The 24723-nt window shown below is 56.3% G+C and carries 25 protein-coding genes and 1 pseudogene; 4 read left to right on the top strand and 22 right to left on the bottom strand.

Going from position 1 to position 24723, the window contains the following annotated elements; translation table 11 throughout:
• Positions 1-270: 270 nt before the first annotated feature.
• Positions 271-400: pseudogene (locus BLO43_RS16275) on the top strand (IS5/IS1182 family transposase); the annotation flags it as partial.
• Positions 401-850: 450 nt separating this feature from the next.
• On the opposite strand, the gene fliR reads toward BLO43_RS16275, so the two are convergent.
• The 14 genes from fliR to fliF all read right to left on the bottom strand — a co-directional run bounded on the left by fliR (position 851) and on the right by fliF (position 14979).
• A complete protein-coding gene (gene fliR / locus BLO43_RS01060) occupies positions 851-1669 on the bottom strand; it encodes a flagellar biosynthetic protein FliR (RefSeq protein WP_090905210.1) in 819 nt (272 codons plus the stop codon).
• 56 nt (positions 1670-1725) lie between these two features.
• Positions 1726-1995, bottom strand: a complete 270-nt coding sequence (gene fliQ / locus BLO43_RS01055) for a flagellar biosynthesis protein FliQ (RefSeq protein ID WP_004178655.1) — start codon at positions 1993-1995, stop codon at positions 1726-1728.
• A gap of 99 nt (positions 1996-2094) precedes the next feature.
• Positions 2095-2856 carry a flagellar type III secretion system pore protein FliP gene (gene fliP, locus BLO43_RS01050; protein ID WP_090905208.1) on the bottom strand — a complete coding sequence of 254 codons (762 nt, stop codon included), beginning with the start codon at positions 2854-2856 and terminating at the stop codon, positions 2095-2097.
• On the bottom strand, positions 2846-3343 hold the full coding sequence (fliO, locus tag BLO43_RS01045; protein ID WP_090905206.1) for a flagellar biosynthetic protein FliO: 498 nt from the start codon (positions 3341-3343) through the stop codon (positions 2846-2848). Before fliO ends, fliP begins: the two co-directional genes overlap by 11 nt.
• Before the next feature lie 50 nt (positions 3344-3393).
• On the bottom strand, positions 3394-3789 hold the full coding sequence (fliN, locus tag BLO43_RS01040) for a flagellar motor switch protein FliN (protein WP_090905818.1): 396 nt from the start codon (positions 3787-3789) through the stop codon (positions 3394-3396).
• A 62-nt stretch (positions 3790-3851) separates the two neighbouring features.
• Positions 3852-4826, bottom strand: a complete 975-nt coding sequence (gene fliM / locus BLO43_RS01035; RefSeq protein WP_074632086.1) for a flagellar motor switch protein FliM — start codon at positions 4824-4826, stop codon at positions 3852-3854.
• A gap of 9 nt (positions 4827-4835) precedes the next feature.
• Positions 4836-5261, bottom strand: coding sequence for a flagellar basal body-associated protein FliL (fliL, locus tag BLO43_RS01030; protein WP_254773260.1), 426 nt, complete (start codon positions 5259-5261; stop codon positions 4836-4838).
• 346 nt (positions 5262-5607) lie between these two features.
• A complete protein-coding gene (locus tag BLO43_RS01025; protein ID WP_090905201.1) occupies positions 5608-7704 on the bottom strand; it encodes a putative bifunctional diguanylate cyclase/phosphodiesterase in 2097 nt (698 codons plus the stop codon).
• 223 nt (positions 7705-7927) lie between these two features.
• Positions 7928-9415: a flagellar hook-length control protein FliK gene (locus tag BLO43_RS01020; protein ID WP_217628002.1), complete on the bottom strand. Its 1488-nt coding sequence runs from the start codon at positions 9413-9415 to the stop codon at positions 7928-7930.
• 39 nt (positions 9416-9454) lie between these two features.
• Positions 9455-9904, bottom strand: coding sequence for a flagellar export protein FliJ (gene fliJ / locus BLO43_RS01015; RefSeq protein WP_090905200.1), 450 nt, complete (start codon positions 9902-9904; stop codon positions 9455-9457).
• A gap of 39 nt (positions 9905-9943) precedes the next feature.
• A complete protein-coding gene (fliI, locus tag BLO43_RS01010; RefSeq protein ID WP_090905198.1) occupies positions 9944-11383 on the bottom strand; it encodes a flagellar protein export ATPase FliI in 1440 nt (479 codons plus the stop codon).
• A gap of 16 nt (positions 11384-11399) precedes the next feature.
• A complete protein-coding gene (locus tag BLO43_RS01005; protein ID WP_090905196.1) occupies positions 11400-12092 on the bottom strand; it encodes a flagellar assembly protein FliH in 693 nt (230 codons plus the stop codon).
• Positions 12093-12266: 174 nt separating this feature from the next.
• Complete coding sequence (fliG, locus tag BLO43_RS01000; RefSeq protein ID WP_090905194.1) at positions 12267-13265, bottom strand: flagellar motor switch protein FliG; 999 nt, start codon at positions 13263-13265, stop codon at positions 12267-12269.
• On the bottom strand, positions 13258-14979 hold the full coding sequence (gene fliF / locus BLO43_RS00995) for a flagellar basal-body MS-ring/collar protein FliF (protein ID WP_090905192.1): 1722 nt from the start codon (positions 14977-14979) through the stop codon (positions 13258-13260). The genes fliG and fliF overlap by 8 nt, the downstream gene beginning before the upstream one ends.
• A gap of 219 nt (positions 14980-15198) precedes the next feature.
• On the opposite strand from fliF, the gene fliE reads away from it, so the two are divergent.
• Positions 15199-15561 (top strand): flagellar hook-basal body complex protein FliE, encoded by a 363-nt coding sequence (gene fliE, locus BLO43_RS00990; RefSeq protein ID WP_090905816.1) that lies wholly within the window; start codon positions 15199-15201, stop codon positions 15559-15561.
• 9 nt (positions 15562-15570) lie between these two features.
• Here fliE and BLO43_RS00985 read toward each other — a convergent pair whose 3' ends face one another.
• The 7 genes from BLO43_RS00985 to BLO43_RS00950 form a co-directional block, all read right to left on the bottom strand.
• Positions 15571-15948, bottom strand: a complete 378-nt coding sequence (locus tag BLO43_RS00985; RefSeq protein ID WP_090905190.1) for an EscU/YscU/HrcU family type III secretion system export apparatus switch protein — start codon at positions 15946-15948, stop codon at positions 15571-15573.
• Entirely contained in the window at positions 15935-17050 is a 1116-nt protein-coding gene (locus tag BLO43_RS00980) for a flagellar hook-length control protein FliK (RefSeq protein WP_090905188.1), read from the bottom strand. Before BLO43_RS00980 ends, BLO43_RS00985 begins: the two co-directional genes overlap by 14 nt.
• Before the next feature lie 48 nt (positions 17051-17098).
• Positions 17099-17452 (bottom strand): flagellar protein FliT, encoded by a 354-nt coding sequence (locus BLO43_RS00975; protein ID WP_254773259.1) that lies wholly within the window; start codon positions 17450-17452, stop codon positions 17099-17101.
• The gene (fliS, locus tag BLO43_RS00970; protein ID WP_090905186.1) at positions 17449-17916 is read right to left on the bottom strand and encodes a flagellar export chaperone FliS; all 468 of its coding nucleotides are present in this window, start codon (positions 17914-17916) and stop codon (positions 17449-17451) included. Before fliS ends, BLO43_RS00975 begins: the two co-directional genes overlap by 4 nt.
• A 15-nt stretch (positions 17917-17931) precedes the next feature.
• Entirely contained in the window at positions 17932-19941 is a 2010-nt protein-coding gene (gene fliD, locus BLO43_RS00965) for a flagellar filament capping protein FliD (protein ID WP_090905184.1), read from the bottom strand.
• A gap of 240 nt (positions 19942-20181) precedes the next feature.
• On the bottom strand, positions 20182-21339 hold the full coding sequence (locus tag BLO43_RS00960) for a flagellin N-terminal helical domain-containing protein (RefSeq protein ID WP_074632072.1): 1158 nt from the start codon (positions 21337-21339) through the stop codon (positions 20182-20184).
• A gap of 546 nt (positions 21340-21885) precedes the next feature.
• Positions 21886-23043 (bottom strand): flagellin N-terminal helical domain-containing protein, encoded by a 1158-nt coding sequence (locus tag BLO43_RS00950; protein WP_090905180.1) that lies wholly within the window; start codon positions 23041-23043, stop codon positions 21886-21888.
• 415 nt (positions 23044-23458) lie between these two features.
• On the opposite strand from BLO43_RS00950, the gene BLO43_RS00945 reads away from it, so the two are divergent.
• Both BLO43_RS00945 and BLO43_RS00940 read left to right on the top strand, forming a co-directional pair.
• A complete protein-coding gene (locus BLO43_RS00945; RefSeq protein ID WP_074632070.1) occupies positions 23459-23686 on the top strand; it encodes an AbrB/MazE/SpoVT family DNA-binding domain-containing protein in 228 nt (75 codons plus the stop codon).
• Positions 23683-24072, top strand: a complete 390-nt coding sequence (locus BLO43_RS00940; protein ID WP_090905178.1) for a type II toxin-antitoxin system death-on-curing family toxin — start codon at positions 23683-23685, stop codon at positions 24070-24072. Before BLO43_RS00945 ends, BLO43_RS00940 begins: the two co-directional genes overlap by 4 nt.
• Before the next feature lie 21 nt (positions 24073-24093).
• Here BLO43_RS00940 and BLO43_RS00935 read toward each other — a convergent pair whose 3' ends face one another.
• Positions 24094-24720, bottom strand: coding sequence for a response regulator (locus BLO43_RS00935; protein WP_090905176.1), 627 nt, complete (start codon positions 24718-24720; stop codon positions 24094-24096).
• Positions 24721-24723: the final 3 nt, after the last annotated feature.

Raw genomic sequence — 24723 nt, 5'->3', positions numbered from 1 at the left:
CCCTTCTTCGTTGTCTTTCTCTTGGCGCCTGGCGGCTATACTGCCATCGCGCTTATAGTGGAATTCAGGGTGAATTGAGCACAACCTTGATCCACTATCCACAGCATGACGAACTAGCCTGAAGTTTATTCATAGATCAAAGTCGACAAATAACAAGTGAGTTTCTTGCAAAACTCCCCGCGTGAGCGGGATTAACCGCCGGATGGGGTAGAGATGGGCGGCCATTGCTGGCAAGATGGGGGTCCTGAATACTTCATCTATACGTCCGATATGGATACTACGCAACGCACAGGAGTAATGCAACGGTGGCAGGTGGTTCAGCGTGAGATTGGAAGCAGGTTCGCTGACACCGAAGCTGGAGAAGGTGGTTCATACGCTGGAATGGGTGCGTATAGAACAAGTCAAATTACCTCCGGCAAAGCTGGAGGCCTATTTCTGTTAACCCCTCAAAGGGGCAAGAAACTGGCGCCGCCTAAAGGCGGCATCACATGCCAAGTTTGAGTTGATCATAGTGCTCATCCTCTTTCTCTTGGTAGAGATCAGAAATTCACACCGACCGTCGTAAAGGTCAAACTCCGGTGAGTCCCCCGGCATAGCCGGGGGCTTACCTATATTGATCAGCATGTGTAGAGGATGCGTTCGCACCATCAGGATAGTCTTTCGCCTGGAATGATGTATCGTAAACTGCACCTACAGCGATTACTTGTCGGAAAATCGTGAATATACTCATCCCTTCTTCCTGGAATTGATAATAGCTATTTCCTCAAGCTGCTGAGGGAGGCAATCCCCTTTGTAAGCAATCCGCAATTTGGGCGATGATTGTAGAGTTTCAATCTGAAAATTGAGGCAATCACGGCAAATCCCCAGGAGGATTGCCTGATGAGTGGCCGGTAGCGGCGCGAGCCACCTCCAGCATGGTTTCCAGCGCTTCCGTAATCAGCCGCTCGATTACCGGGATAAAATAAGGGAGCGACAGCATCAATGCCACCATTCCCACCATCAGCGTGATCGGAAAACCCACCGCAAAAATATTCAATTGGGGTGCGGCGCGGGTGAGAATACCCAGTGCCAGGTTGACGACAAGCAATGCCGTTACCACCGGCAGCGCAAGCCCCAGGCCCGCCTCGAAAATCTTGCCGCCCCACCCCGCGAGCATCTTCCAGCCGCCAGCCGAGAACGGCTCCGCGGAAATGGGAAATATGTTGAAGCTCTCCGCCAGCACCGATAACATCAACAGATGGCCATTCATAGTGAGAAAAGCGAGCGTCGCCAGCAGGCCGAGAAACCGCCCCACTACCAGCGTGCTGCCATCGCTGCGGGGACTGAAAAAAGTGGCAAAACCCAATCCCATTTGCAGGCCCGCTATTTCGCCGGCCATCTCCACCGCGCTGAATATGATGCGTACCGCAAAGCCCATCGCCAGCCCGATAATGATCTGTTGGCCGAGAATCAGCAATCCTTCAAGCGAACCCGGTTCGACCTTCGGCAGTGGTCCGATAGCTGGCGCGACAATCAATGTGACAAGTACCCCCAGCCCGATTTTCACCCGCGTCGGAATCGCGGCGTTTCCGAGTACCGGCGCCGCCGCCAGAAGCCCCAGGATACGCGCCAGCGGCCATATGAAAGACGTCATCCAGGCATTAAGATCGGCGGAGCCGAAGGTTATCATTTACAAAGGAGGTTTTAAATCTATCGGAGGTTCTCAGCAGTATGCAATGGTTATCGCTACCCCACCATTGCGGGAATTCCCTCCAGCACCTGCCGCATATAGTCGACCATTACGGAAAGCATCCAGGGTCCGGCCAGCACCATGGTTGCGAACAGGGCCACCAGCTTGGGAATGAATGATAGCGTCATTTCATTGATCTGAGTGGCGGCCTGAAAAATGCTCACTACCAGGCCGGTCGCCAGCGCCACCAGCAACATGGGTGCGGAGACCATCAAGGTCACTTCCATAGCCTTCTGGCCCAGAGTCATTACGCTTTCAGGTGTCATGGTTTTCTCCTTGGTGATTCATCAATGACAAAGATGGTTGGTTAGGGCCGGCACCCGGTATTCAATAATCTATCAACAGCTAGCAGCCTGCCGGACGTCTTAGTAGAAACTTTCCGCCAGCGAGCCAATCAGCATATGCCACCCGTCCACCAATACAAACAGCATAAGCTTGAAGGGCAGCGCTACCAGGGCGGGCGATACCATCATCATGCCCATGGACATGAGTACGGAAGCCACCACCATATCGATAATGAGAAAGGGAATGAACACCGCGAAGCCGATCTGGAATGCAGTTTTCAATTCGCTGGTGACAAAGGCCGGGACCAGGACCCGCAACGGTACATCTTCGGGTCCATTCAGCTGCGGATGACCGGAGAGTTTGACGAACAATGCCAAATCCGCTTCCCGGGTCTGCTTCATCATGAAAGCCTTGAGCGGTGCGGCACCTTTCTCCAACGCCTGGGCCTGCGTAATCTTGTTATGGGTATAGGGTTCGTAGGCGTCCGTATGGATCTTGTCGAATACCGGACCCATGACAAAAAAAGTCAGAAACAGCGCAAGCCCGACGAGCACCTGATTAGGTGGTGAAGACTGGGTACCGAGCGCCATGCGCAGCAGCGAAAGCACAATGATGATACGGGTAAAGCCGGTCATCATCAGCAGCACGGCGGGCAGGAAAGTAAGTGCCGTCAACAACAGCAGGGTTTGCAAGCTCAGCGAGTAATTTTGTCCTCCGCCTGCGGTCGGCGTACTGGTGAAGGCGGGCAAGCCGGGCACCTGAGCCAGCGCGACGAATGAAGCCCCAAACAGCGCCATTCCCAGCACAATGCGGGTGAAAGACATAGCCTTGTTATTTTTCATTCCGCTTCTCCATCACCTGCTTGAGCCATATGGGAAAACGCGCGTCGATTCCCGCCGCACGGTCCGTGGGGTCATTCATTGCAACATTCTCCCCCTTTGGCATACTATGCAACGCCGTCACATGACCCGGTGCAACGCCGATTACCAGCCAGGTGTCGGCAACTTCCACCAGCACTACTCGCTCGCGCTGACCGACGGACGAACCACCGATAACCCTGATTGCATTGGCAGGACCTCTTGGCATACCGCCAAACCGCCGTAGCAGCCATGCGGCGCCGGCGATCACGGCAAGTACCAGCCCCAGGCCGAGCATGACCTGGAGCATACCGCCATCGGCAGCCGGAGCAGCGGCCGCCGGGGCGGCGTTGGCTGGAAATGCGCAATAACCAAAAGACCATACGAGAACCCATTGCCCCGGTGTAGTCCGGTCACTCTTCCGGCAGTTCTCCGCGCGGTGCACAGGGGCGGTGCAACACAATGAATCCATCACGATCACGATCTTCCTCAAAAAAAGTACATGTGCATAAATTTGCGGATTCAGCGATTCAGTTTACGAATGCGCTCGCTCGGGGTAATGATGTCGGTCAGACGAATGCCGAATTTTTCATTAACCACTACCACTTCCCCCTGGGCGATGAGATAGCCGTTGACCAGCACATCCATCGGTTCACCTGCCAGGCCATCCAGCTCCACCACCGAGCCTTGGGCCAGTTGCAATAGATTCTTGATGGCGATTTTCGTACGCCCCAACTGGACAGTCAGCTGGACCGGGATATCCATGATCATATCGATATCGTTATGGATTTCCGCTTTCCGCGTATCGGCGAATTGTTCAAAAATCTGGGCTGGCGCAACATTGGTTTCAGCGTTGGCGGGCGCCGCGGCATCTTCCTGTTCGGTCATACGGGCGGGACTGGTTCTATTGGCAGGCATGTTCGGTTCCTCGAATTTATTCGTAAAGGGTCGTTTCGACAGGTTGCGGCGTTCGGCGGACATCATTCGCTAATGGCTGAGCCCAGCATCTTTTCCATGCGCAAGGCATATTGACCGTTGGAAATACCATAGCGGCACTCCATTACCGGCACTCCATCCACGCTGGCGGTGACAAGCTCGGGAATATTCAGCGGAATGACGTCGCCCACTTGCATATTGAGTATCTGATCGAGCGTGACCTGCACGTGTGCCAGGTCTACCAGCATTGTTACCTCCGCCGCCTGGACCTGCTTTGACAGCCGCCCCACCCAGCGTTTGTCGACCTCCAGCGACTCTCCCTGCATGCTGCTGGATAACAAATCCCGGATCGGTTCGAGAATAGAGTACGGCATGCATATGTGCATTTCTCCCACCGCGGAACCGATGCTGACCTCGAAAGTGGTAGCTACGACCACCTCGTTGGGTGTAGCCACGTTTGCGAATTGGGTGTTTGTTTCCGCCCGTATATATTCAAACTCGATGGGATAAACCGGTTGCCACGACTTGCCATAGCTGTCGAACACCAGGTTCAGCAATCGCTGAATAATGCGCTGCTCGGTCTGAGTGAAATCCCGGCCTTCCGAGCTAGGGTGGAAACGGCCATCGCCTCCGAACAAGTTGTCCACCACCAGAAACACGAGAGTCGGGTCGAATACGAACAGCGATGTACCACGTAATGGCTTGACATGGACCAGATTCAGGTTGCTCGGTGCCACCAGGTGGCGTACGAACTCGCTGAATTTGATTGCCCGCACCGGGCCGACTGTCACATTCGCACTACGGCGCAAAAAATTGAACAAGCCAAGGCGCAAAAGCCGTGCGAAACGCTCATTGATGATTTCAAGCGTAGGCATGCGCCCGCGCACGATACGCTCCTGTGTTGCCAGATTGTAGGGACGGAAACCCGAGGCCGGCTTTTCCCCGTCGGTTCCGTCGCCACCAATGACGCCTTTGAGCAAGGCCTCCACTTCTTCCTTCGAAAGAAAGTCGTTATTCACGATCAATAACTACTGAATGACGAACGAAGTAAAAAGCACGCTCTGAACCGCATGCCCGGGACTGCGCTCGCTGGATGGCTGTTTTATTTCCTCGAGGAGTTCGGAAGCGAGCTTTTTTTTCCCCTCAACGCCATTGATTTGTGATGCCGCCTTGCTTGAAAGCAGCAGCAGGACGCGATTACGCACCTCCGGCATGTGAAGTTTGATCAAATCAGCCGCTGAAGAGTCTTCCATTTTCAGGGTCAAATTGGTCTGAAGATGCTGATCACCGTGTTCGGATTGCAAGTTGACCGTGAATGTTTCCAGATTCACAAAAACCGGTGGTTCGTGCCTTGCCTGGAACGGCGCTCCATCCTGAGTCCGGCTCATATACCACGCTGCGCCTCCGCCCCCGGCCCCAAGCAGCAGTATCGCGGAAGCGATAATAAGTGTCATTTTTTTGCCTCCGGATTTTTTTTCCACTCTGGCCCCCCTATCTTCCCTACTTGGTGCATTTGCCTTGCTTGCCATGATCGTGCTCCGTTGCATAGTGTGATACGGATTATCAAGCCAATTGCCGGTGGATAATGCCGAAAACAGAATGGGAAAAAGGCGTCATCTCGGAATTTGATGCTGGAACGTCATCCAGCCTGCCGGATCAAGATTTTAGGATCTTGAAAGCCAATAGTTGTAACGCTGAAGATCCATGAATTGGCGAACGATAACCGCATCAGCAAATAACTAATCGTTCCAATCGACCAAGCGCCGCAGAGGTCATTCGCCCCCGGTCAAAATGGGTTCACTACGCGCTTGCCCTATGCCTCTGAAACATAAGCAAACTCCCGCCCTTATGCCCATGCAATAGCGCACTAAACTCTTCCGCCGCCAAAGGCTTCCCGAGCAGGAAACCCTGCATCTCATCACACATCATGCCCTTCAATTTTTCAAGTTGTGAAGCAGTTTCAACGCCCTCGGCCACTACGTCCATCTCAAGGGAGTGGGCAAGCTTAATAATTGCGGAAACGATGGCGCTGCCTTCATGATCATATTCATCCAGGCCATTGGTGAAGAAACGGTCTATCTTCAATTGCTTGGCGCGAAAGCGTTGCAAATAGGCAAGGCTTGAATAGCCGGTCCCGAAATCGTCGATGGCGATTTCGAAGTTATTCTCCTGGAACTCGCGGATCATGTTGGTCGTTTTGGGTGCGTCCTGCATAGCCACGGTCTCGGTGATTTCAAACATGATTTGTTCGCACGGGACTTGTTCGGATCGGACAATATCCAGCATTCTCGCGACTAGATCCGACTGCTCCAATTGCCGGGGCGACAAATTGATTGCCACCTTGATCACCGGCAAACCGCTTTCCTTCCAGCGACGTATTTGCCGGCATGTTTCGCGTACGACCCAATAGCCAATCTGGACAATCTGTCCGGAACGTTCGGCGATCGGGATAAACTCCATTGGCAGCAAAGGTCCAAGCTCTGGATGACGCAAGCGGAGCAGCACTTCGGCACCGGTCAGTTCACCATTATCACCACGGAATTTCGGCTGAAAATGCAAAGAAAAATAGTCGGTGACAAGTGCTTCGTGCAAAGCATGCTGGATCTGTAAAGTACGCGTGGCCGCCTCATTCATATTCGCCTCGAAAAAGCGGTATGTGCTGCGCCCACCCCGTTTGGCTTCGTACATCGCAGCATCCGCATTTTTCAGCAGCGCTTCGGCGGTATCGCCATCTTGCGGAAACAGGGTAATGCCGATACTTGGCATTACCTGCAGAGGCTGGTTATCGGCCCATAGGCCCTGGCGCATGCGACTGAGCACGCTTTCCGCCATATTCGCGGCGTCAGCCGGGGACGCGAGGTTTTCGAGCAACACCACGAATTCGTCACCACCCAACCGCACGACCATATCCCCACCGCGCACGCAATGCAGCAGTCTCTGTGCGAATGCTTTCAGGATTTCATCACCAGCCGAGTGTCCAAGTGAATCATTGATAATCTTGAACCCGTCGAGATCCATGAACAGGATGGCAAACATCTTCTGGTGATGCCTGGATGCGTGAATCGCTTGTTCCATCCGCTCCATGAGCGTCCAGCGATTCGGCAGATTCGTCAACGTATCGAACGTCGCCAGGCGGATGATCTGGCTGTTGAGCTGCGATACGGAACCAACAAGAAAACTCGTCCTGGCATCGAAGCGCAACACCATGAGCGTCCCGATCAGGAACGCGAACGAGAGCAGGATAATCGTGGTGGTGAGCCATTGCGAATTGATGCCGTTGGCTGCGCTGCTCACTGAATCAAGCGGGAAATGGGCGGCAGCCATCCCGGTATAATGCATCCCGGTAATCGCAATACCCATCAAAAAAGCGGCGCCGATGCGCTTGGCGATCAAGCGGGTCGGCTCTGTGTCGCTGAGTGCGATCCACAGTGCGGCGTTGGCCGCGGCGATGGCAATGACAATCGAAGTGACAAACAGCGTGGGATCGTGGTGAATGCCTGGTTGCATCTGCATGGCAGCCATACCGGTGTAATGCATGCTGGAGATTCCAAAACCCATCAGGGTGCCCCCTGTGATGAGACGCAAAGGTGTCAGTTTCTTTTGCGTAACGATATACAGTACGAAATAGGAGAGCAGTATGGCGATCACCAGTGAGTAACTGGTGGTCGCTAAATCGTAGCCAAGCGAGATGGGTAGCGAAAAGGCGAGCATCCCGATGAAATGCATTGACCAGATGCCGATACCCATCGCCGCTGCTCCGCCAGCGAGCCATGCATGGCGAATCCTGGGGCGTGTCAATACGGAAATGTGGCCTGACAGATCAAGCGCGGTATAAGAAGCAAGCATGGCCATAGCGAGCGATAGTGCGACCAGCCAGTAATCGTAGGTGCCGTGCATGCCAATCCCGATAACATGGTTTTTTATAGCAATAGCTTGATAACGGCAGCGCTGGCACTTTCTTTAGAGGTGACATACGCAATTCGTTTCACGCATATCATGCGTTGAGAATTCCGAATTCTTCTATTGACCGGAAAAGGGGCGAAATAGGGATCGGCCCGATGCTTCCGGCGCCGATTTCCAGACGCTTCTGTAGCCGATTTCCTTTAAGTCCAACAGACTGCTAGGCAAACGTGTCCACCAACCGGTTCCCACCGGCATGAATATGGCTCATGCCGATGCCGGTGCTTTCGATATTCGGCCCAGTCATTGTTTCCCTGCTTCCACTGCGTGCATGAGAGCGATCCTGCTGCTCGAATGCCCCCTGCCGTTGCGAAGTGTCGGCGCTGACTGTGGTTTCGCCCAGGTTGATCCCGCTGTCCGCCATCATTTCCCTGAGTCGCGGCAGTGCGGCTTCCAGCGCTTGCCGCACATCAATGTTTTGCGAAATAAATGTTGCGCTGGCCTGGTCATTGGTGACGGACAAGACCACTTGCAAGGGACCCAGATCGGGCGGATTAAGCGTCAACTCCGCAACCTGCTGCTGACTGGAAGCCATCCACAGGACTTTCTGTCCCAAGGCGTTGTCCCAGCCGGTCGCGCCAATACGAGGTTCCAGCCCGAACGCGGCATGAGCAAATGCGCCAGCGGCAGGCGCAACACTGCGTTCAGCCGATACGGCACCCAGCGGCATCGGCGTATTGGGTAATCCCGCAACGGGAGGTTCCGCCATAGGGAAATCCTTGGGCGCGCTGAGCGCGGATTCCAGCAACGATTTTCCAGGCCCTGCGGTGTTGATGGACTGATCGAATGCCGGCACACCAGCCTCGATTGGTTGCAAATCGCTCTGCGTGGCATCCGGCTCCAGCTTGATTGCCGCCCCACTGCGGATATCCTGGATATCTGTGGCGTGTTTCGCTCTTGCCGGTGTCGTCAACGCAGCGGCCAGCATGCCGGGGTTCCCGAGCATTAGATCGCTGGTATCCGCGATTGCCGCTGCATCAGGCACCCCAGGTTTTCCATCTTTACCGAGATGCACAGCGGCCAGGCTGGGCTGCATGGCCCCGAGATTGGCCTGCGGGTCGGCGGTAGCTGCCAGATCCGCCCGTATATCGGTTAAAGCATTTGCACCATCGGTTGCGGTATTGGTTTGAGCGTCGGTTCTGCCTTCAGGCCGGTACGCGGCGATCAGACCGTGCAGGATGCCGGCAAGATCCATCAATTGGGGAGAGGCGGCGGCCGTATCAATCTTCATTTCCCTTGTTTCCTGCATCTCCAGGGTGTTGACGGCCCTGCCCTTCAAATCCTTCACGTCCTTCGTGTCTTGCATATCTTTCATGTCTTTCATATCCTTTGAATTCTCCAATTCCTTCAATTCCTTTGTATCCTTCAAATCTCGCGAATCCTCCAATTCCGTTGAATCCTTGGCATCCGTCATATTTTTTGAATCGCCGGCTGCCGTATCCGTCTCCTTGGGGATATCGCCGGCCTTTGCATTCATATCCGCTGGACGGGTTTCAGGCGCATTGCCTTTAGTGTTCATTTCCTGAGCCAGCGCCTTGCCGAAGCTGGGAGTCTGCATATCCTCATCGGCATTAGCGTGGGCGGTATTCCTGACTGCGGAAGACGATATATTACTTGGCGAATTCTGTAGCATGGCTGAGGTTAGCATCGCATATTCCCGATTGTCATAAGGTGGGTGGTTGTACGCTTAGTACGATTCTTTCGGACGCGCGGCGGCATTCACTGCACGCTCGTCGGTTTCCTTTTGTTCGTGCCTTGCCAGGTGCAGTAATTCCGCTCTCATCTGACGCTGTGCCAGCGTGTGATAGGATTTGAGGGTGCGCGTGGCCGACTGCCAGGCCATCCGGCCAACCTCGACGCGTTGCTGTGTGGCGGCCAGAAGCTCGCGTTGCTGCACAACGGCGGCGTCAAGCTTGTTAAGAAATTCCTGGTAGTTGCGCCAATCAGATGCTGTTATCCCCTGCTGCATGGAAGCCTGGAAGCGAGCGGAGTATTCCTGCCAGTATTGCACCAGCAACGCCAGTTTCGCTTCCATGTCCAACCCTTGCGCATTTAGCGCACCCAGGCGTTTTGCCGCATCGTCGGTGCGCGTCTGAGCAAGCTCGAGCAGGGTATCCAAAGCAGATTGTTTTGCCATTTTTTAATCAGGATCTCGGTCAGGGTTCAATAAGATTAATCAGCCTCGTGGGGCGAGCAATGTACCTAATTTAGCGGCGCTGTCCGTATAATCGGCGCACTCGAACATACCCTGCTGAAGGAAAGCCTCCAGCTGAGGATGCAGCATGATTGCCCGATCCAGCAATGGATCACTCCCCGGCGCGTAAGCGCCGACACTGATCAGATCGCGCGAACGCTGATAACGTGAGTAGAGTTGCTTGAAACCGCGCACCTGTTCGAAGTATTCAGGTGTAATCAGCCCGGACATGGCACGGCTTATCGAAGCTTCAATGTCGATGGCCGGATAGTGGCCGCCTTCCGCAAGCTGGCGCGACAAGACAATGTGCCCGTCGAGAATCGCACGTGCCGAATCGGCGATAGGATCCTGCTGGTCATCTCCTTCGGTCAATACGGTATAAAATGCGGTAATCGAGCCACCGCCCTTGATGCCGTTTCCGGCCCTCTCCACCAGCTGCGGCAGCTTGGCGAATACAGAAGGCGGATATCCCTTGGTGGCGGGTGGCTCCCCGATCGCCAGCGCAATCTCCCGCTGAGCCATGGCGTATCGCGTAAGCGAATCCATGATCAACAGCACATTCTTGCCCTGGTCGCGAAAATACTCGGCAATGGACGTGGCGTAGGATGCACCCTGTAATCGCATCAAGGGCCAGGTATCGGCCGGCGCGGCAACCACCACTGAGCGGGCCAGCCCTTCCGGACCCAGGATTTGTTCAATAAATTCCTTGACCTCGCGGCCCCGCTCACCAATCAATCCGACCACAATCACATCGGCACTGGTATAGCGTGCCATCATGCCGAGCAAGACGCTCTTCCCCACCCCGGAACCGGCAAACAGACCCATGCGTTGGCCGCGCCCCACAGTGAGCAGCGCATTGATGGCACGTACTCCGACATCCAATATTTGCTTGATGGGTTCCCGGTCAAGCGGGTTGAACGACTGGTTGACAAGCGGCGCGTCACGCTCGGCCTTTAATGGCCCGAGCCCATCCAGCGGACGCCCCGTACCATCGAGCACCCGCCCCAGCAAGCCTTCCCCCACCGGGAAATGCCTGACCCGGTCGGATGCGCGGCGGCGCGGATGACTGGCAGCGCCGGGCTCGGACAATGTTGCGGGGTTCATGGTGTTTTCCCACGGAATGACCTTGGCGCCAGGTGTCAGCCCGAACACATCCTGGGTCGGCATCAGGTAAAGCCGCTCCCCGTGAAAGCCCACTACCTCCGCCTCCACCCTGTTGCCGTTGGGCATCAGCACCGTGCAACCGCTGCCCACCGCAAGCTTGAGCCCGACCGCTTCCATTACCAGCCCGGTGACGCGAGTGAGGCTGCCTGACCGCTGAAAGGATTCGGTACCGGCTGCTATATCACTGCAGCCATTGAGGAAGCCGCGCCATCGGCCGGCATGGGCGTCGATCGGGTTATGGGCAGGAATTTGCGTCATTGTTCATCCGTCGGGTTTAGGGTTGTTCCAGCCAGGCGCTATTCTGTCCCAGTGCTTGCGTGATACGCTGCCACCGGGTAGCAAGGGTGGCATCGACCTGGCCGTGGCCCGTCTTTACCCTGCAATCGCCACGCTCCAGACGGGTGTCGACGTGCACTGTGCAGTCGTTGAGCTCGTGGTTCAGGTATTCGCGTACCAGAGCGGCATCCTCCGGGTGCAGGTATAACTGTGGCGGCTGGCTGAATGCGGACTCATGGTGTATGTTTTCGCGCACTATCGTTAACACGAGTTCTGGCTTCACTCTGAGGGCCTCGCGTACCATTTGCTTGGCAAGATCGAGAGCCAGAGCAAGCAAATCGTTGCCGATGGTCCGATCGGCGTCAGTCAATGCCCGCTGGAAACCGCTGAGCAGGCTCTGCAATCTTTCAGCTTCCATCGTGGCCTGTTCGCGCCCGGCTTCATAACCCGCCCCGTAACCCGCCTCTTGACCCGCCTTGTGCCCCGTCACGTAGCCTTCCTGCTGCGCCTCCTGATGTATCCGCTCGATCTGCTCGACAGTAGGCAGAATGACCGCTGACTGCTGTTCCGGCTCCTCGATCTCGAAACCGAATGCCGGTGCCATGGCGGAGGCACCGGTTTTTTTGAAGGCGCTCATTTCCCAGCGCTCATAAGTGGCGAGGTGTTCTCTGGGAATAATTTGACTGACCATTGGCTGTTATTTCCTGCGTTATTCCCTCCCGGCTGGGAGTCGAAATTTGAAGCGCCTTTATGAATTCAAAATCTGAAACCAAATTTACAGGGAGACTATTTATTCAAGCCCGGATAATCCATCAGGCGGCTCTCCAAACCTACCCGGGTGCTAGTGCCTTAATGGATTATCGGGTTAAACGTAGCTCTCTTCGCCCTTGCCGCCGAATGCGATCTGACCCTCATCGGCGAGCCGCCGGACGGCCTGCAGTATTTGCTTCTGCTGGGCCTCTACCTCTCGCACTTTCACTGGACCCATTGCTTCCAGATCTTCGCGCAGCATTTCTGAAGCCCGGCTGGACATGTTCTTGAATATTTTCTCCCGCAGTTCCGGCGCGGCGCCTTTCAGCGCGATAATGAGCGTGTCGGATTGGATCTCGCGCAGCACCAGCTGTATACCGCGGTCATCGATATCCATCAGGTTTTCGAATACGATCATCTGGTCTATTATTTTCTGGGCCAGATCCGGATCGAATTCGCGCAAATTGTCGAGTACTGAAGTCTCAGCCGCACTGCCCATGAAATTGATGATTTCCGCCGCGGTGCGGGTGCCCCCCACCGGACTTTTGTTGATATTCTCGCTCCCCGACAGCAGGTCGGTCAGCACATCGTTGAGTTCCCGCAATGCGGAGGGCTGGATACCATCAAGCGTGGCAATGCGCAGCAGCACGTCGTTGCGCAGCAGCTCGGGGAGCTGTCCCAGAATCTCGCTTGCCTGATCACGGTCGAGATGCACCAGGATGGTGGCGATAATCTGCGGATGCTCGCTCTTGATCAGCTCTGCCACCGACGGCGAATCTATCCATTTGAGGCCCTCTATGCCGCTGGTATCGCTACCTTCCAGAATGCGGCTGATAAGATCCGCGGACTTGTCCTCGCCCAACGCTTTATGAAGTACCGAACGGGCATAGCCCTCCGGGTCGAGAGAAAGCGCAGTCGTCTTATCTTTCGGTTGGCTGCAGAAATCACTGATCACGCTATCGATCTGATCCCGGCTCAAATTCTTGATCTTTGCCATGGCGGTGCCAACCTTCTGCACCTCGCGGGGGGTGAGATGCTTCAGCACTTGTACCGCTTCGTCCTCGCCCAGCGACATGAGCAGGATTGCGCTTTTATTGACACCCAGCTCAGTCATGGCCGGCCACCCACTTCTTGACCACCGTCGCCACCATCTTCGGGTCGTCCCTTGCCATTTGCCGGGCCATAGCCAGCTTTTCATCATACTGGGAGAGCTGCGGCGTTTGTTTTATATCAGACGTCGACTGCATCTCTTGATCCTCATTATCCTCGGTTAGTAATGCAGGCGCCGGCGCCGGTGGCTGGCTCATGCGCTTCAGCATCGGCCGCAGTACGCCGAGTACCAGATACAGAATCAGTGCGCCGATCAACACATTCTTGCCGACTTCCTTGGCAAGCTCGATCATCTCCGGTTGCTGCCACAAGGGAAGCTCCGGCACAGGTTCTTTCTCTATATCCGTAAAGGGACTGTTGACCACGTTCAGGGTATCGCCGCGCTCCCTGCTGAAACCCATGGCTTCTTTTACCAGATCCATGATCTGTGCCTTTTCCGCTTCGCCCAGCGGTTGCATGCTGGTTATTCCCTTCTCGTCCGTCACCCTGCGGTGATTGACCACCACCGCAACCGACAGCCGCCTGATCCCGCCAACCTGCTTGCGCACATGCTGGATGGTTTTGTCCACTTCATAGTTGGTGGTGGCATCCTTGCGCGTATTGACGGGCAACGGTGGCGCGGCTGGGGCGGCGGGCTCGCCGCCTGCCTGGGCGGGTGCGCCAGGCGATCCGGGTATCGGCGCCTGATTGGGCGGCGTGGCCGGAGTTATCGTAATCGGGGCTGTCGCAGGCGCGGGAGGCTGATTGGAAAGCGCGCCGGGCACCCCGCCTTCGCCTTGACCGGAGGTCATCGATTCCGACGTCTGCTGACTGCGCAACGCGGCACTTTCCGGCGTCTGATTGGGCTTGTAGCGCTCATCCATCTGCTCCGAATGGGCGAAATCCACATCTGCCGCAACCTGGGCACGCACGTTTTCCTGTCCGACGATCGGAATCAGGATTGCCTCGATCCGTTTCACGTAGCTTTGCTCCAATGCCTGCACGTACTTCAACTGGTTGGGGTCCAAGCCGGTGCCGGGATTGGCTTCATCCGTCTTGCTTAGAAGGCTGCCGCTCTGGTCCACCACCGTCACATTCTTGATGGGCAGATTTGGAACGCTGCTCGATACCAGGTGCACGATCGCATTCACCTGCTGCGGATCAAGTGTGCGTCCCGGGTAAAGATTAACCAGCACCGAGGCACTGGGTTTCTGTTGTTCACGCATGAATACCGATTGCTTGGCCATGGCCAGATGAACGCGGGCGCTGCTGACCGCCGCCAGCGCCTGGACCGAACGTGCAAGTTCCCCTTCCAGTGCGCGCTGGAAATTCACTTGTTCAAGAAACTGACTGGTACCAAATTTCTGGTTTTCCATCAACTCGAAGCCCACCAGGCCGCCTTTGGGCAACCCTTGTGCAGCAAGCTTGAGACGGGCATCGTGTACTTCCTTGGCAGGCACCAGGATGGCGCCGCCACCGTCGGCGTATTTATACGGCACGTTCATTTGCTGCAGGGCTGCAATAATGGCGCCGCCGTCGCGGTCGGACACGTTACTGAACAGCACCTTGTAGTCGGGAGCCTGACTCCACATCCAGCCGCCCGCGAGTAATGCAATGATGGCGGAAACGGCCAGCATAAAACCCATCTTTTGCTGGCTGGACATCCGGCTCAGGAAAATTTGTGGACCACTCAAACTCATTGGACTGCTTACCGCAACCGCTTCCGCGCCCGCCGTCATCATGCTCTCCCCGGTGATTCAATATCAATCAAAAGTGTTTTCCTGCTCGCGATCATCGAACGCAACTCGCGTCCAATCATTGGATGCAACGCTTGCTTTAACCGAATGACAGCATTATCAATGTCCCGGCCGAATTTAAAGCGGAGAACAGAAGCCAGTTTTACCGCCATTTCAGGGCACGGATTTAAGGTGGGAATGCTATCGTGCGCATATTCGGATATGAAAAGTGGGGACCGTATGGATGTATCGAAGATAGACGCAATGCTCGCGCAATTGCGGGCCGGTGCGGCGGTGGCTTCCGGCAAACCGGTATCCGGCGCAACCACGCCAGGCGTACGCGAAACGAATGAAGGTGGACGCGTTGATTTCAGCACGGTACTCAAACACTCGCTGGATCAGGTCAATAATTCGCAGCAAAATGCCGCAAAACTCATGCAGGATTTTGAAATGGGTGCACCAGGCGCCAATTTGACCGAAGCGATGATCTCGATGCAAAAAGCGAACATTTCACTCCAATATACCCTGCAGGTTCGCAACAAACTTGTCATGGCATATCAGGACATCATGAACATGCCGGTGTAAAACTGGCATTTATCGATCTGGTGGTTTATTCGGCAGGGTGCCTCGTTTGTCGAGTAGAAGGGCATCCGTCCTTCCGGTTGATTCAGATGGAGAGGGCAAAGCCTTATAGGGAAGTGGAAGGGCCGCACCCGCCTCCAGTTTGTAAAGCCAGGCGAGCAATTCCGCTACCGCCTGGTACAGTTGGGGCGGGATACGTTGATCCAGATCCACTTGCATTAATAGCGATACCAGCTCCGCTGACTCATGCACGTAGACGCCGTGGTCTCGCGCCTTCCTGATAATGCTCTCGGCAACCAGGCCACGTCCCTTGGCCACGACTTGCGGGGCGGATTGCCCGGCACGATAGGCCAACGCGACAGCGGCTTCGCGTGGATCAGGCCTCTTCATCAAGATCCACGCCCATGTTCAGCAGTTTGATTCCAACGGATTCCAGATCATTCGCCAGCGGTGCAACGCCTGCCCGTAGAGCGGTCGCCGTCATTGACTCCGCCGCGGTGAGCCGCACATCCACGCTGCTCATCTCGCCCGTGCCACAAGTGTTGAGCCGCAAGCTGGCGGTAATTAGCCCCAGGTTCGGCAACGTCAACCGCAAGCGGGTTTGCCAGGCCGCGGCGGGCTGATCCGGCTCTTCCCGCTCTTCTGGCTCTTGCGGTGCTTCTTCGAGCGCCTCCCATGCAATGGTCTGACCGGGCCATGCCACACCCTGCCAGGAAAAATGGCGCATCTCGAAAGCTTCCAGTTGTTGCCGCACAAGAGCCAAGGCAGAAGGATGCACCGGATCGGGCGCCTCCTCGGATGCAAACGTGGCGTCAGCGGTGACGGTATCATCAGCGCTATTGTTATGGAGCGCAATGGCTGCGTTCGACTTGGCATCCGCAAAAAACCGGATCGGCTGTCCGGACAGGCGCGCCTGCGGCTCCAGCAGCAGTTCCGCCAACGACCTTGTGCCCGCGACCCACTGCGCCAGATGGGATTCGTAGAATAGCCCGCTACGGCCAAGAGCGCTTTCCAGGCTCCGCGCCAGGTCAGCGCCATCGGCCGGCGGTGTGGCGAGCAACGGAAAACGAAAGGAAGTGGCGCTTGACGACGTTGCGGAGCCACTCGGGAAGATCGGGTGGCGCAGCAGACTATCGATAAGACGGCCAGTCTCGCTCAGTCGTGAAAAAACTCCCACAGACGACGCCTCGGTGCTAAGCGTGAATGTTGGCTGGGGCTCGCGGGAGACAAATATCAGGTTCAACACGTCACCTGAGCTGACTCCTGCGGGCAGCTTCATGTGTAACGTCTGCCCGCTCCCCGTATTGCCTGCATTGCGGGCATCCAGCGCCACCATAAACTCGCCGTTGGCGAGACTATTCTGTACTGTGGCCCGCAGCCGCTGGCCCGGTTCCAGTCCCGCCAGCAACTGGGTGTCGCCGGATTGCCGGCGCGCCAGCGCTAGGCCGGGATAAATACGGGTTAATGCGTTGAGTGCATTGAATGCAAACATATCGATGTGTCCAGGGTACTTTGTAAGGTCGCCGCCCCATCCGGTTTGTTATGCGCCACCCGGCTCCTGATCGTACGCGCGGCGTAAACGCCGTTCCATTCCCGCATTGCCGAGCAAACTCTGCACACGCCCCAGCCAGGGCTCGGTGTGGCTGCGTATTTCGGCATCGTCAGCCAGGATTTTGTGAATCAATTCAATTTTCTGCCGGAGCATTTCGTTTGTAAGCCGCGCAGGCTGCGCGGTCGCGAGACGCGACACCAGTGTGGCGTAATGCCGTTCCAGTACCGTCAGACGGTCCCATTCACCGGCTTGGGCAGCTGCGACCATTTCGCCGGTAACATTGGAGATGTTCTGGTAGGCGGCGAGCGTATCCGTGCTATTCATGGTATTCATGGGATTCATGCCTTTCCATAACCGGCGGCAAGCCCGGCTGCTTGAACACTGGAATCCCCCGCTTGTGACGAAGGGGATAAACTTATCGCTTCCCATGCTTCGTTCAGTTCGCCCAGCAGGCGGGCCACTTCCTCGATATACTCGGGTTTGTTGTGCAGATTGGCCTGTAACAGCCGGCGGCTCATATAATCGTAGAGCGCATGAAGCTGCTGGGCCAGTTCGCCACCGGCCTTGACATCGAGGCTGGCCTGCAGCCCGGAACTGATGATCGCAATGGCTTTGGAAATTGCTTCCCCCTTGGGGGTAATTTCGCCATTTCTCATATGGAGGAGAGCGGATGACAACGCAGTGCGCGCACCCTCGAACAGCATCAGAATAAGCTTGTGCGGACTAGCCGCGATAACGCCGGTTTCCAGGCCCACCCGGGCGTAGGCGCTGACGCCATGAATGCCATAGCCGGACGCGGTGTACATATCAGATTTCTCCTTTTAAGATTTGTTTTGTTGCAGGCTGGCCAGTTGCTGCTCAAAAAACTGGCTGGTCTGGTTCAGGCTGCTGAGCATCGTGTCCAGCGCGGTGAACTGCGCCCGGTAACGCGCCTCGATACCCTCCAGGCGGCGGGTAAAGTCCTCCTGGCGGCGATCAATATCCTTGATACTGGCATTAATGCCGTCGGTGCGGCTGGCGATGATGCCGTCGCTCGTCAACAGGTCTGCCGCCAGCGTGTTCAACTGATCGGCGTAACCGCGCGAAAAACTGATGGTACCGCGGACGCCCAGCGCGCCGCCGTTGATGGTCAGGCGCAAGCCCTCTGCGGCGTTCCCGGTTGCAGCCGCGAGAGTCTGTCCCGTTCCGGTCGCGGCTACACCGTTGATAGTGCCGGCCACATCCACTCCGGCCGCCGACGCGGGACTTGCACCCATCAGACCGGCGGCACCGTTACCACCCGTGACGGTGACACTGGAGGCGGAACCATAGCGTGCCGACGTGATGCTGAGTACCCCGGCTGCTTGTGAAACCACGGCTGAACTACCCGCACCCATCAGGCCGGCGGCGCCGTTCAGCTTGCTTTGCACCTCAGCCGCCAGCGCATCCGCCGATGCGTAAGTCCCTGCGGCAAGTGTGACGCTGACCGCTACGCCATCCACATTGATATTCAATTGGTCGTTGACTCCGGCGATAATGCCCAATCCCGCCGCCTGGCTGCCGATGAGGCTGCCTTGGGCCGCAAGTTGCGTAACCGCGACCGCATAATTTCCAGCTGCCGTCTTATTGGTGGCTCCGCCATAGGAAACCAGGCTGTCCGTCGGCGTGCCACGCACGGCAAACAGACCGGCGATGCCATCGAAGCCATTGTCGAGCGCTGTCTGGAGCTTGGTGGAATCCAACGCCAGGCTGCCATCTTTCTGGAAAGCGACGCCTATCTGGGACAATGAATCAATGCCGCCCGACACGCCTCCCACCGCGGCCGATAGCGTGGCGCGAATGCGGGTCTGAATCGATAAAGCTGCCGAGTCGCCCTGCAATATGCCGCCCTTTTTTGCCGCTGCGTTATAGGAACTGAGATCCGAAAGCGTCTGGTTGACATTGTTGTAAGACTTGACGAATGCTTCGACTGACGCCTTGATGCCAGCGCTGTCACGCGCCACCGCTAGCGTGGTCGGGGTGCCGATACTGCTCTTGAGGAGATTGAGCGTCACACCTTCAATTGCATCGGTAACGATGTTCGAGCCTTTGCTGATGGCGATCCCATCGATTACAAGTTTGGCGTCCTGCGCAGCCTGCACTTCGGTCAGATTCTTGCCGGAACCTGCAGCCGCCGTCGGGTCGAAGGCGAGCCGGGACAAGCCGGCCGCGTCCAGATTGACGCCATCGCTGTCAGCGGTAGTGATCTTGATGCTGCTGGCGGCGCCGGTATCCTTTGCGGTCAACACCAGCCTGTTGCTGGTGCCATCGTTGATGATCGTCGCACTAACGCCGATATTGGCGGTATTGATCGCATCGCGCACGCCGGCAAGCGTGTTGTTGGACGGATCGATAGTCACCATCTGCGCCGGTTTTGCGCTGTTCAGGGTGAAGCTGTTGCTACCGCTGTCGTAACTCCCGTACTGAATCGTCAGGGTACCGCTACCCACCACGCTGGCGGTGCTGGCAAAGCCGTCGGAACGGATTTTCTGCTGTTGCGCCAGTTGCTGTACCTCTATTGAGTAGCTGCCCGGCACCGCTTTATTAGTGGCATTGGCCGTAGCGGTTAATATGGAAGCATCCCCCGGGCTGGCTGTGAGCGCTTGAAACTTGGTCCCATCAGCCATTCCTTTCATCACCGTCTGGAACGATGCCAGCGCGCCTTTCAGTGTCCCGTACGCGGACAGCTTCGCCTGGTAGTCGGTCTCGCGTTTCGCCAGCAGCGTAAGCGGCTGCCGTTCGACCGCCATCAACTGGCTGACGATTCCATCCACATCCAGATTCGAGCCAATGCCTGCTGCAGATATGCCCATGTCTCCGCCTATACTCGTTAGGGTCCTATTGGTCCTATTGGTCCTATTGGTCCCATTTACCACGCTGCTGGAAGCTTGCTGGCGATCCGGCACGGGTTTATTCGATTCGCTGCTATCTTTGTAATCCGACTTCAGTCGAATCGGATTACAAAGCGTTTGATTTCAAAACTCGAATCCGGGAGGATCACCCCCGGATTCGTTCCTGATAACCGGCTCTTGACCGGTTAATCGCCTGCCTGGTTAACCTCTCAACAGTGCCAGCACGGACTGCGGCATGGCATTGGCCTGGGCCAGCATCGCCGTACCCGCCTGTTGCAGCACCTGGTTCCTCGATAATGTGGCGGTTTCAGCCGCAAAATCGGTATCGACGATACGGCTGCGTGATGCGGTCAGGTTCTCTCCAGCGGTTTGCACATTCGCGATCGCCGACGAGAAACGGTTCTGATAGGCACCCAGGTCGGCGCGGCCCGCATTGAGCGCGCTCAGCGCCGAATCCATTGAGGCAATAGCAATGTCGGCACCCCACGTATTGCCGATATCCACCCCTGAAAAACCGGCGACAGTAGTCGTTGTCGCAGTGGTCGTGGCGGCTGTCAGGCCGGTGGTCGCCGTGGTGGCGGAGGCGCCGGCAAAAGCCACGACCGTATTGCTGCCCGACATATTGGTCAGCGAGACCAGGCCGGCTGCGTCGGCCGTGGCGATTACACCGGTAGTATTCGTCACCGTGTTGATGGCGGCCGCAATGTTGGCGCCCTGTGTCACGGCGTTACCACCGGCGGCAACCGCGCCCACGCTGGTGCCGTTGATGGTCAGGTCACCCGCAGTGATCGCGGTGAAAGCCGTGGCGGCGACGCCCGTAACATTGGCTGTAGTACTGGTCGTGGAGCCCAGAGCTGAACTCTGTGCGTTGACCAGGCCGCTGATGGAGATGGTTTCGCCGACGTTGGCGCCAACCTGGAATGCCTGATTGGTAAATGTGCCATCGAGCAGCTTGATGCCGTTGAATGCGGTCGTTGAAGATACCCGGTCGATTTCATCCTTGAGCTGCTGGACTTCGTTGTTGAGCGCGGTACGGTCGCTAACACTGTTGCTGGCATTGCGCGATTGCACCGCCAGCTCGCGAATGCGCTGCAGGTTGTTGCCGATTTCTCCCAGCGCGCCCTCGGCGGTCTGCGCCATCGAGATGCCGTCGTTGGCGTTGCGCGCCGCCTGGTTCAGGCCGCGAATCTGGGAAGTCATCCGATCGGAAATCGCCAATCCCGCCGCGTCGTCCTTGGCGCTGTTGATGCGCATGCCGGAAGACAAGCGTTGCAGGGAGGTGGCAAGCGCGCTTTGCGAACTGCTAAGGTTGCGTTGCGCATTCAGCGAAATTACGTTGGTGTTGATAATTGCAGCCATTTTTGAAAATCTCCTCGATTAAAGTGTGATGGAATTAAACCCTACAGCTTTCGACTTTGATCCACCCAAATCCAAGGCTGATCAACCGCTGTTATGTTGATTAACGGCGCCTCACAAAATAAATTTAATCGATTTATCAAGATTTCTCAGAACGTCAATGACAAATAGCCAGACTTGGAATGATAAGCGGAGGGGACGTTGTGCAATCCAACGATTAGCGGGTAATCCACACCGTATATCCGGATTTCGACCATAAAAACAGCGGTGAGAAGCCCGCACCAAAACATCCTGGCCTCATTGCATTGCGAAGCGCATGCAAGAGCCCCGGCAACGCTTACTTTATGCAGGATGGGTAAAGCGTAGCGTAAGTCATCAAGGAGGGAAGCGGGTGCCTGGGGGTTATTGGATATTGGACTGCGCTTCGCGAGCACTCGTCCTGCAGAAAACATAAACCATCATGAACGACTGAGGCGCAAATGCAACCCTGGAGGCGCCGCCCCGGGGTTGCATCCGCCAATCAGCTTTGGGTAAGACTGATTCCTTCAGTTATCCTCTCAGCAGCGCCAGCACGGACTGCGGCATGGCATTGGCCTGGGCCAGCATCGCCGTACCCGCCTGTTGCAGCACCTGGTTCCTCGACAATGTGGCGGTTTCAGCCGCAAAATCGGTATCGACGATACGGCTGCGCGATGCGGTCAGATTCTCCGCGGCGGTTTGCACGTTTGAGATCGCCGATGAGAAACGGTTCTGATAGGCACCCAGGTCGGCACGGCCCGCATTGAGTGCGCTCAGTGCCGAATCCATCGCAGCGATGGCGAAGTCGGCATTGGTAGTATTGCTGATGTCCAGATTCGCGAATCCCGCGCCCGTCGCGGTCGTTACCGCGGTCGTGGCGGCTGTCAGGCCGGTGGTCGCCGTGGTGGCGGAGGCGCCGGCAAAGGCCACGACTGTGGTGTTGCCCGATACGTTGGTCAGCGAGACCAGGCCGGCGGCGTCGGCGGTGGCGGTAACGCCGGTGGTATCCGATACCGTGTTGATGGCAGCTGCAATGTTGGCACCCTGCGTCACGGCGTTACCACCGGCGGCAACCGCGCCCACGCTGGTGCCGTTGATGGTCAGGTCACCCGCGGTGATCGCGGTGAAAGCCGTGGCGGCGACGCCGGTAACATTGGCGGTGCTGCTGGTGCTCGTGCCTAGAGATGTGCTCTGTGCGTTGACCAGGCCGCTGATGGAGATGGTTTCGCCGACGTTGGCGCCAACCTGGAATGCCTGATTGGTAAATGTGCCATCGAGCAGCTTGATGCCGTTGAATGCGGTCGTTGAAGATACCCGGTCGATTTCATCCTTGAGCTGCTGGACTTCGTTGTTGAGCGCGGTACGGTCGCTAACACTGTTGCTGGCATTGCGCGATTGCACCGCCAGCTCGCGAATGCGCTGCAAGTTGTTGCCGATTTCTCCCAGCGCGCCCTCGGCAGTCTGCGCCATCGAGATGCCGTCGTTGGCGTTGCGCGCCGCCTGGTTCAGACCGCGAATCTGGGAAGTCATCCGATCGGAAATCGCCAATCCCGCCGCGTCGTCCTTGGCGCTGTTGATGCGCATGCCGGAAGACAAGCGTTGCAGGGAGGTGGCAAGCGCGCTTTGCGAACTGCTAAGGTTGCGTTGCGCATTCAGCGAAATTACGTTGGTGTTGATAATTGCAGCCATTTCAAAATCTCCTCGATTAAAGTGTGATGGAATTGAACCCTACAGCTTTCGATTTTGATCCACTCGTATTAGTCCGAGGCCGATCAACCGCTGTTATGTTGATTAACGGCGCCTCGAAAGAAATATTTAATCGGTTTGTCAAGATTTTTTTGCGTAATTCCAACCGGCCCGGAGCTTCCCAGTTACTGCCATCCACCGTGAGACTCAACAAATAATCAGACCGTTATGACAAGCGGACAGAGAGATGTGCAATCTCTCGATTAATGAGAAATACACGTTCTATATCTGAACTTGGATATGAAGCTTATGCAGGATGAGGTGAAGCGTAGCGTAACCCATCAAAACCACGCAACAACACGGTTGCCAAAGTGTTTAAAATGTTATTACAATAGTAATAACAATATAGGAGACCGTCATGGTTGAACTCAAGGTCCGTAAATTTGGCAATTCGCTCGGAGTCGTCCTGCCCAAAGATGTTATCAACCGTCTACACACGAAAGACGGAGAACCTCTGTTCCTGATCGAAGCGCCGGATGGCAGCTACCGGCTGACCTCCTATGATCCCGCCTTCGAAAAAAAAATGGCGAAGGCCGAAGACATCATCAGCCGCTATCGCAACACACTGCACACGCTGGCTAAGTGACGAAACCGGTTTGGATAGAAGAATGGGACACGCTTACGCTGCATGATCGCTTGCTCGCGCTCCATGGCGGCGCTACGGGCTTGCGTGATGGTGCCTTGCTGAAATCCGCCCTCGCACGGCCGCAGCAGCTTTACGCCTATGAGGATACACCTGACATCATCGGCATGGCGACGGCGTACACAGCAGGCATCGTGCGCAACCATCCCTTTGTAGATGGCAACAAGCTTACCGGCTTTGTTATCGGCATCCTGTTTCTCGAACTGAACGGCTACCGCTTTACCGCCAGCGAAGAGGACGCGGCGCAGGGTGTTTTAGAGCTGGCGGGCGGCTCGCTCAATGAAGGGAATTACGCCGCTTTCCTGCGCGCCAATGTAAAAGCAGAATAACAGGAAATGGCGGTGCGCCGATTAGACCAGCCCATTTTTAATAGCATAATGGGTCAATTCGGCATTATTTTTGAGCTTCATCTTTTCCAGCAGCCGCGAGCGGTAGACGCTGACGGTCTTGACGGACAGGCGCATTTCCTCAGCCGTATCGGTGAGGCCCTTACCCGAAGCGATCAGGCACAACGTCTGGTATTCCCGGTCGGAAAGAGTCTCGTGAGGCGGCCGCTCATAATCGGCACCCAGGCTATCCGCCATCGCCTCGGCCAGGGTCGCGGTGAGATACTTGCGTCCCCGCGCCACCTGGCGGATAGCCGCCATCAGCTCGCCGGGCGCGCTTTGCTTGGTAATATATCCTGATGCACCCGCTTTCAGCGCCCGGATGGCATATAAACCTTCTTCGTGCATGCTGAGCATCAACACGGGAATTCTTGGATACTCTTTCTTGATCTGCTTCAGAACCTCGATACCACTCCTGTCCGGCAGCGATATATCCAGCACCACCACGTTCCATTCGCCCTCGCGTACCTGCCGGATTGCGTCGGAACCGCAATCCGCTTCCTTGATAAAAATGGCTTCACCGCTTTCCATCAGGATTTGCCGCAAGCCCTGCCGGACAATGGCGTGATCGTCGACAATCAGTATATTCATCTG

It is taken from the genome of Nitrosospira sp. Nsp13, assembly GCF_900101945.1.
Classification (GTDB): Bacteria; Pseudomonadota; Gammaproteobacteria; order Burkholderiales; family Nitrosomonadaceae; genus Nitrosospira; species Nitrosospira multiformis_D.
This window is presented reverse-complemented; position numbering and strand designations above follow the sequence as displayed.